Source organism: Streptomyces sp. NPDC054842 (assembly GCF_053611025.1).
The window spans coordinates 1-8,239 of record NZ_JBSGZN010000090.1 but is presented as its reverse complement, the minus strand read 5'-3'; the positions used below and the strand labels follow the sequence as shown (position 1 = coordinate 8,239).

Sequence of the window (8,239 nt, the reverse complement as noted above, 5' to 3'; positions counted from 1 at the left end):
GTCGACCCGGACCTCTATCAGCACATCGACCCCGAGCAGGTCGGCAACACCATGCGGATGCTCGTCTCCGACATGGCCGGCCGCGCCTCCATCGAGCTCAAGGGCAAGGAACTGGGCGTCGACCTCGGCGGCGACCGCGCACTCGTCGCCCGCGTCGTCGAACGTGTCAAGGAACGCGAACTCCAGGGCTACACCTACGAAGCCGCCGACGCCTCCTTCGAACTCCTCCTGCGCGAGGAGGCCGAGGGCCGCGCCCGCACGTACTTCGAGGTCGAGTCCTGGCGGGCCATCGTCGAGGACCGCCCCGACGGCACCCACGCCAACGAGGCGACCGTGAAGCTCTTCGCCAAGGGCGAGCGCATCGTCGCCACCGCGGAGGGCAACGGCCCGGTCAACGCCCTCGACCGGGCCCTGCGGGTCGCCCTGGAGAAGATCTACCCCCAGCTCGCCCAGCTGGAGCTGGTCGACTACAAGGTCCGCATCCTGGAGGGCAAGCACGGCACGTCCTCCACGACCCGCGTCCTGATCTCCACGTCCGACGGCACCGGCGAGTGGTCCACGGTGGGCGTCGCCGAGAACGTCATCGCCGCGTCCTGGCAGGCGCTGGAGGACGCGTACACGTACGGCCTGCTGCGCGCGGGGGTGGAACCGGCGGCCTGACCCCGGCCGCCGGGCGGGACGGGGTGTGCGACCCGCCTGGCGCGGGGACGAATGGTCGGTTCCTCCGGCGCCCGGGGGGCCGGGCGCCGGAGGACGTCAACCGCCGGCCCGATCCGCACGACCGGCCCTGGCCCGCGGATCTCAGCAGGAGTCCTCGGCGAGTTCCTCGAACTCGCCGAGGCTCATGGCGCGGTCGTCCGCCCAGACCTGGCCGGCTTCCAGCGCGGCGACGTCCTCCGTGGCGAAGGTGACGACGCCGTTGTACGAGTCGCCGGTGACGTAGTGACCGAAGGAGAGGGTGTACGAGTGCAGCGGCAGCAACCGCTGCACCCCCCGGTGGCGGGGTGACCAGGCGGCCGGGGGAGTTAACAGCGGGAAACGCGCGTCCCCGCTGCGCTGCCCCTTCGCCTGCCGGCCCGTGACGCCCGCACCCGCCCCGCCCCCGTCGGCCCGGTCCTCCAGCGACGGCCCCCGGTACGAGTCGTCCCCGCAGGGCCGCAGCAGGACCTCCGGCTCACCGTCCGCGCCCTTGAAGACGGCCGCGAGCGGCAGGTCGACGGCCGCGCAGCCGGTCAGCAGCAGCGTTCCGGCCACGCATCCCGCCACCGCGGCGACTCCTCGGCGCACGGCCCCCGCCCCTCCGGCGGCCGCCCGGCCGCGCTCGTCACCTCACTGCAGACGCCACTTCTGGTTCGTCGCGCCCGTGCAGGTCCAGATCTGGATCCTCGTGCCATTGGCCGATGAATTGTCCGTCACGTCAAGGCACTTGTCCGCCGCCGTGTTCACCACGTCGCCGGTCGAGGCGTTGTACGACCAGCGCTGGGCCCCCGTGCCGTTGCAGTCGTAGAGCTGCACCTTGGCGCCGTCGGCGGTGGACGCGGAGGTGACGTCCAGGCACTTGCCGAGCGCCTGGACCGAGCCGTCGGCCTTCACCGTCCAGCGCTGGGCGGCCGAGCCGTTGCAGTCCTGGAGCTGGACGGCCGAGCCGTTCGCGGAGGAACCGCCCGCCACGTCGAGGCACTTGCCCGCGAGCCCCACGAAGGAGCCCGTCCGGTCGCCGCCCCCGGCCTGCGTGCCGGACCAGGTGAACGTCGCCGACGTCTTGCCCGGCAGCGAGTAAGTGGCGTGCTGCGAGCCCCAGTTGATGGTCACCGTCTTCGCCGAGGACGCGTCGTTGTACGCGATCAGGGCCTTGGAGCCGTCCGGGTTGCGCCAGGCCACGTTCGGCACCGACGCGCTCGCCGTGGACGCGATCCGCTGCGCGCCCGGCCGGACGAACTTCGTCAGGTGGCCCATCGTGTAGTACTCGACCGTGTAGTCGACCTGCCCGCTCTGCCCGTCGCCGTTGTGGACCGTGATCAGCCCCGAGCAGGTGCCGCAGCCGCCGTTGTGCGGACCCCGGTTCTGGTCCACGGCCAGCGACCACTTGGTCACCGACTTCGCCCAGTTCCGCGTGTAGTCGACGATGTTCAGCATGTCCTCGCGCTGCTGGTTGGCGATCCACGTCCCGCCCGAGTGCTCGGTGCCGAAGGCGTCCAGCGACGGGTACTGGTTGTGCACGGAGGTCTGCTTGGCGACGTCGCCGCCGTAGCCGTGCCAGGCGATCCCGCCGAAGTTCGGATGCGAACGGACCGCCGCGTCGTCCACGGTCTGGGCGGCGTAGGAGTCGTACACGTCCCAGTTCCAGTCGTGCGCCAGCACCTTCGTGGACAGCCCCGCCGCCTGGAGCTTGGGCAGCAGCTCGCTCTTGGTGAAGTAGGCGAGCCCGGAGGCGTTCCAGCTCATCGACGGGTAGCCGGCGCAGCACGTCGGCTCGTTCTGCGCGGTGACGTAGGCGACCGGCACGCCCTGGTCCCGGTACGCCTGGAGGTACTTCACGAAGTACGAGGCGTACGCGCCGTAGTGCTCCGCCTTGAGCCAGCCGCCGTTGAGCTGGCCGCTGTCCTTCATCCAGGCGGGCGCGGTCCACGGCGAGGCCGTCACGGTCAGCGCCGGATTCAGCTGGCGGGCCTGCTTGGTCAGCGGCACCACGTCGGCCAGGTCGTGTGCGATCGAGAACTCGGAGAGGTCGGCGTCGGTCTGCCCGGCCGGCACGTCGTCGTAGGTGTAGCCGTAGCGGGCCAGGTCGGAGGCGCCCATGGGGTTGCGCAGGAACGAGAGCCCGATGCCGTCCGTGGGGGAGAACAGCTTGCGCATGGTCGCGTCCCGGGTGGACTGCGACAGGGCCCCGCTGCTGTTCATCAGCCAGGCGGCGGTGTCGGTGAAGGAGGCGCCGCCGCCGGTGAAGGTCTGGTAGCGGGTGTTCTCGTCCACGGTGATGTTCTCACCGCTCCCGCCGCTGCCCGCCTGGAAGGCGAAGGGCGTTTGCGCCTGCAAGCCACGGGTGACATGGCGGCCGCCGGAGTCGTCCGTGGTGGTCAGGTACGCGGTGACCTGCTCACCGGCGGCCCGCGCGGGCGCGGCGGCGACGGCGGTGAGGCCGGCGGTGGTGAGCAGTGCGGCGACGAGAAGGCGCGCCGCCCGGGTCGTTCTCCTCGTGAGTCGTGCGGTGTGCATGGTGCGCCGCCCTTCTGGGGGTGGGGGAGTGGGGCGTGCGACCCGTGAGTATTTGACGGCGGACAGGGCTCGTCAAGGGGTCGCGCGTTCACAAGCCGAAGCGACAACGGCCCTGATCCGGACGGGACTTGGTCGTGTACCGGTTCTGGTGTGAAGTCTTGACGGCTCGGCGGGGCGCCAGTTAACTCACGCCGTGATCTAAGCCGTAAGAGGAACCTGATCGTCTCCGAGGAACGTGAGAGCCGAGAGGAAGCCCATGGGAAGGCTCGACCGGATGTCCGCGCGAAGAACCGCCCTGCTCGCCTGTGCCGCTCTGCTCACCGGACTGCTCCCGCTCACCGCGGCGGGGGCGGCCGCGGGCGCCGACGAACCGGCGCCCGTGCCCGTCGACACCTTCGAGGGCGAGGTCCCGTTCGCGAATCCGCCCGCCGAGGGACTCTTCCCCTGGGGAGGCGACGCCGACGACCCGCCCGAGCTCGCGCTGACCGCCCGCGACGACGCGCCCCAGGGCGCGAAGGTCCTCACCGGCGGCTACGAGATCAGCGGATACGGCGGCTTCACCCACGACTTCGCCTTCGACCGTCCCGCCCACGACTGGTCGGCCCACCAGGGCATCCGCTTCTGGTGGGAGGGCCGGAACAACGGCAAGAAGATCAGTTTCGAGATCAAGGACGGCGGCGCCAACGGCGAGGCCTCCGAGCTGTGGACGACGTCCTTCACGGACGACTTCACCGGCTGGAAACAGATCGAGATCCCCTTCACCGACTTCACCTATCGCACGGACTACCAGCCCGTCGGCGGTATCGACCAGGTCCTCGGCCTCACCGGCATGTGGGGCTACGCGCTCACCCTGCCGACCGGCGTCAAGGGCGACTTCGCCATGGACGGCGTCGAGCTGTACGGGAAGGGCGCCCAGTCCCTGCGGGCGAGCGTGGTCACCGACGCCGCCGTGCACACCGTGAAGGAGGGCGGCGCGGCCGACGTACGGATCTCCGTCGCCACCACCGGCTCCGTCCCGATCTACGAAGCGGTCACCGTCGCCTACGAGACGGCCGGCGGCACCGCCGAGGCCGGCACCGACTACACCCGGGTCGAGGGCGAGGTCACCTTCCCCGCGGGCACCGCCTCCGGCACCTCGCGCACGGTCCGCGTCCCCACGCTCAGGGACCGGTCCGCCGAATCCGCCGAGAGCGTCCCGCTGAAGCTGACCGTCACCGGTGCCAGGGCCCCCGCCGAGAACCCGCAGGTGGTGATCGACGCCCACGGACTGCCGTACCTGGACGCGAGGCTTCCCGTGAAGAAGCGCGTCGCCGACCTGGTCTCCCGGCTGTCGCTTGAGGAGAAGGCCGGGCAGATGACCCAGGCCGAACGCGGCGCGCTCTCGACTCCCGGCGACATCGCCTCGTACGACCTCGGCTCGCTGCTCTCCGGCGGCGGCTCCACCCCGACCCCGAACGTGCCCGAGGCGTGGGCGGGGATGATCGACGCCTTCCAGCTCCGGGCGCAGGCGACGCGGTTCCAGATCCCGCTGATCTACGGCGTGGACGCGGTGCACGGCCACAACAACCTCTTCGGCGCGACGGTCATGCCGCACAACATCGGCATCGGCGCCACCCGTGACCCCCGGCTCGCCGAGCGGACCGGCGAGGTGACCGCGGCCGAGGTGCGGGCGACCGGCATCCCGTGGGACTTCGCGCCCTGCCTGTGCGTGACGCGCGACGAGCGCTGGGGCCGTTCCTACGAGTCCTTCGGCGAGGACCCGGCCCTCGTCAAGTCGATGGAGACGGTCATCCAGGGTCTCCAGGGCGCCCGCGACGGCAGGGACCTGAAGGACGACGACCGCGTGCTGGCCACGGCCAAGCACTACGTCGGCGACGGCGGCACCGGGTACGGCTCCTCGGCCACCGGCTCCTACACCATCGATCAGGGCATCACGAAGGTCACCCGCCAGGAGCTGGAGGCGGTGCACCTCGCGCCGTTCAGGACCGCCGTGGACCGGGGCGTCGGCACGGTCATGCCGTCCTACTCCTCGCTCGACATCATCGGCGACGACGCCGGCCCGGTGAAGATGCACGCCGACGCGGAGATGATCAACGGGGTCCTCAAGGGCCGCATGGGCTTCGACGGCTTCGTCATCAGCGACTGGGCGGCCATCGACCAGATCCCCGGCGACTACGCCTCCGACGTCCGCACCTCCGTCAACGCCGGTCTCGACATGATCATGGTCCCGTACGAGTACAAGAACTTCCGTACGACCCTGGTCGACGAGGTGAGGGCCGGCCGGATCAGCGAGCGGCGGGTGGACGACGCCGTGTCCCGCATCCTGGCGCAGAAGTTCCGGCTGGGCCTCTTCGAGAAGCCGTACGCGGACACCGCCAAGGCGTCCCGGATCGGTTCGTCCGCCCACCGGGCCGTGGCCCGCCAGGCGGCGGCCGAGTCCCAGGTGCTGCTGAAGAACAAGGGCGGGGTGCTGCCCCTGAAGAAGTCCCAGAAGGTGTACGTCGCCGGTTCCAACGCGGACGACCTCGGCAACCAGACCGGCGGCTGGACCATCACCTGGCAGGGCGCGTCCGGGAGCATCACGGACGGCACCACCGTCCTCCAGGGCATGAAGAAGGCCGCCCCCGGAGCCAGGATCGACTACTCCAAGGACGCCTCGGCCCCGACCGACGGCTACGACGTCGGTGTGGTCGTCGTCGGCGAGACCCCGTACGCCGAGGGTGTCGGCGACGTCGGCAACGGCAACGACCTGGAACTGACCGCCGCGGACAAGGCCGCCGTCGACAAGGTGTGCGGCGCCATGAAGTGCGCGGTGCTGGTCGTCTCCGGCCGGCCCCAGCTGATCGGGGACCGGCTCGGCGGCATCGACGCCCTGGTGGCCTCCTGGCTGCCGGGCACCGAGGGCGACGGCGTGGCCGACGTGCTCTACGGGAAGCGGGCCTTCACCGGTCAACTCCCCGTCACCTGGCCCAAGTCGGAGGCCCAGCTGCCGATCAACGTCGGGGACGCCTCGTACGACCCGCAGTTCCCGTACGGCTGGGGCCTGACGACGCTGACGAAGGTGCCCGGGGGCGGTTCCGCGGCCCTGCGGACCCTGGCCCTGGTGGCCGCGAAGGCCGAGCGGCTCGGCGCGGACGAGGCCGGACGCGCCGCCGTGACCAAGGCGCGGCTGCTCGTCCAGCAGAAGATCGGCACGAGGATCACGTCCGCGACGGCCAAGCCCTTCGCCGACGCCGACCATCTCCTGCTGACCGGCCGTTACAAGGAGGCGGTGGCCAGGCTGACGACGGCGTACAAGTCGGCCTGATCCCCGGCCGGAACTCCGGAGGGGCCGCACGCCGGCCCCTCCGGAGTCACGTCCGGCCGGCCCGGGTCACTGGCTACTCCTGAAGTCACGTCCGGCCACCCCCGGGTCACTGGCCACCCTCTGACCACGTGCAATCCCCCTTCACTGGCCACCCCGGTCCGCCGGCCGCCCCCGGTCCGCCGGGGTCCCGGCCCACCCGTCGGCCCCGGCCTTCCGCGCGGCCTTCCGGCAGGCCGCGTCGGGGTCCCGAGCCGGACGGCCCGGATGCCCGGTTCCGGGCGGGTTCAGGTAGCTTCGAAGGTATGAAGGCCGCACTGACCCGGGGCTTCCCCGGTCTGCTGATCGCGCTCGTCCTCGCCGCGCTGGCCCTGCTCTCCACCGGCGCGCCGCCGGCCCACGCGGCCACCGACGTCTCGACGGTCGCGCGGGCACTGCGCGAGAACCCGGTCTACGTCGATCCGGCCGCCTCCGCCCAGCTGTCCGCGCAGGAGGCCGACGCCCTCTCCGAGAAGATCGAGAAGGCGGACAAGCCCGTCTTCGTCGCCGTCCTGCCCGCGGACTTCCCCACGCAGAGTCTCTTCAGCAACCTGCGCACCGCCACCGGGATCACCGGCCTCTACGCGATCAGGCTGGGTGACCGGTTCGACGCGCGCGCCGACTCCTCCGTGATGACCCGCCCGGCCGTCCGGAACCTCGTCAGCAGCGTCCAGGGCGAGGACGCCGCGACCCAGCTGAACGACTTCACGGACCGCGCCCTCGCCGGGATCCGCGGTTCGGCCCCCGCGAGCTGGGGCTCCGGTGGCGGGGACGACGTGCCCGCCGGCGCGCTGATCACCGTCGGCGCGGTCGCCGTCGCGGGCGGCGCGGGCGCGTACACGCTGGTCCGCCGGAACCGGCGCCGCAAGGAGGAGGAGCAGCGGGCCGCCCTCGACCGGCTCCGCGTGGTCGTCGACGAGGACATCACCGCCTTCGGCGAGGAGCTGGACCGGCTCGACTTCCATCCCGGGGAGAAGGGCGCGGACGACGCGATGCGCGCGGACTACGAGCGCGCGCTGGACGCCTACGAGCAGGCGAAGCAGTCGATGGCCGCCGCCCGGCGCCCGGAGGACGTGCGCCCGGTCACCGAGACCCTCCAGGACGGGCGCTACTCGCTCGCCGTGCTCGCCGCGCGCCGTGAGGGACGGCCGCTCCCCGAGCGCCGCGCCCCCTGCTTCTTCGACCCCCGCCACGGTCCGTCGGTCGCCGACGAGACGTGGACCCCGCCGGGCGGCGCGCCCCGCGAGGTGCCCGTCTGCGCGGCGGACCGCACCCGCCTCGCCGAGGGCTTCGACCCGGCGATCCGCGAGGTCGACACCGCGTACGGCCGCCGCCCGTACTGGGACGCCGGGCCGGCCTACGGCCCCTGGGCCGGCGGCTACTTCGGCGGCGGCATCCTCCCGGGCCTGCTGATCGGCACGCTGCTCGGCAGCGCCATGTCCTCCCCGGCGTACGCGGCGGACTACGGCTCCGGCTACGGCGACTTCGGTGCCGGCGGCTACGGCGGCTACGACGGCGGCGACGTCTCCGGCGCGAACTTCGACCCCGGTGACTTCGGCGGCGGGTTCGGGGACGGCGGAGGCGGCGGCGACTTCGGCGGCGGCGGGGGAGGGGACTTCGGCGGCGGCTTCTGACCCGTCCGCACACGACCGGGCCGGCCGGGGCGTCCCTGAGGGAAGC

Annotated in this window: 5 protein-coding genes; 3 read left to right on the top strand and 2 right to left on the bottom strand. The window is 72.1% G+C overall.

Annotation, left to right across the window (positions count from 1 at the left end):
* Window positions 1–660: alpha-isopropylmalate synthase regulatory domain-containing protein (locus ACWGIS_RS35925; RefSeq protein ID WP_453366715.1), on the top strand; the 660-nt coding region annotated here is incomplete at its 5' end.
* 141 nt (window positions 661–801) lie between these two features.
* Here the strand turns inward: ACWGIS_RS35925 and ACWGIS_RS35920 are convergent.
* Together ACWGIS_RS35920 and ACWGIS_RS35915 are read right to left on the bottom strand one after the other, a co-directional pair.
* Entirely contained in the window at window positions 802–1,287 is a 486-nt protein-coding gene (locus ACWGIS_RS35920; protein ID WP_453366714.1) for a hypothetical protein, read from the bottom strand.
* A 42-nt stretch (window positions 1,288–1,329) separates the two neighbouring features.
* Window positions 1,330–3,216: a ricin-type beta-trefoil lectin domain protein gene (locus tag ACWGIS_RS35915; protein WP_453366713.1), complete on the bottom strand. Its 1,887-nt coding sequence runs from the start codon at window positions 3,214–3,216 to the stop codon at window positions 1,330–1,332.
* Window positions 3,217–3,490: 274 nt separating this feature from the next.
* Between ACWGIS_RS35915 and ACWGIS_RS35910 the strand changes: the two genes are divergently transcribed.
* Together ACWGIS_RS35910 and ACWGIS_RS35905 are read left to right on the top strand one after the other, a co-directional pair.
* Complete coding sequence (locus tag ACWGIS_RS35910; protein ID WP_453366712.1) at window positions 3,491–6,523, top strand: glycoside hydrolase family 3 protein; 3,033 nt, start codon at window positions 3,491–3,493, stop codon at window positions 6,521–6,523.
* Between the two features lie 302 nt (window positions 6,524–6,825).
* Entirely contained in the window at window positions 6,826–8,193 is a 1,368-nt protein-coding gene (locus tag ACWGIS_RS35905; RefSeq protein WP_453366711.1) for a hypothetical protein, read from the top strand.
* Window positions 8,194–8,239: the final 46 nt, after the last annotated feature.

Coding starts and splice junctions, on each gene's coding strand:
- ACWGIS_RS35915 (WP_453366713.1), bottom strand. CDS start 3,216: ATGCACACCGCACGACTCACGAGGAGAACGACCCGGGCGGCGCGCCTT.
- ACWGIS_RS35910 (WP_453366712.1), top strand. CDS start 3,491: ATGTCCGCGCGAAGAACCGCCCTGCTCGCCTGTGCCGCTCTGCTCACC.
- ACWGIS_RS35905 (WP_453366711.1), top strand. CDS start 6,826: ATGAAGGCCGCACTGACCCGGGGCTTCCCCGGTCTGCTGATCGCGCTC.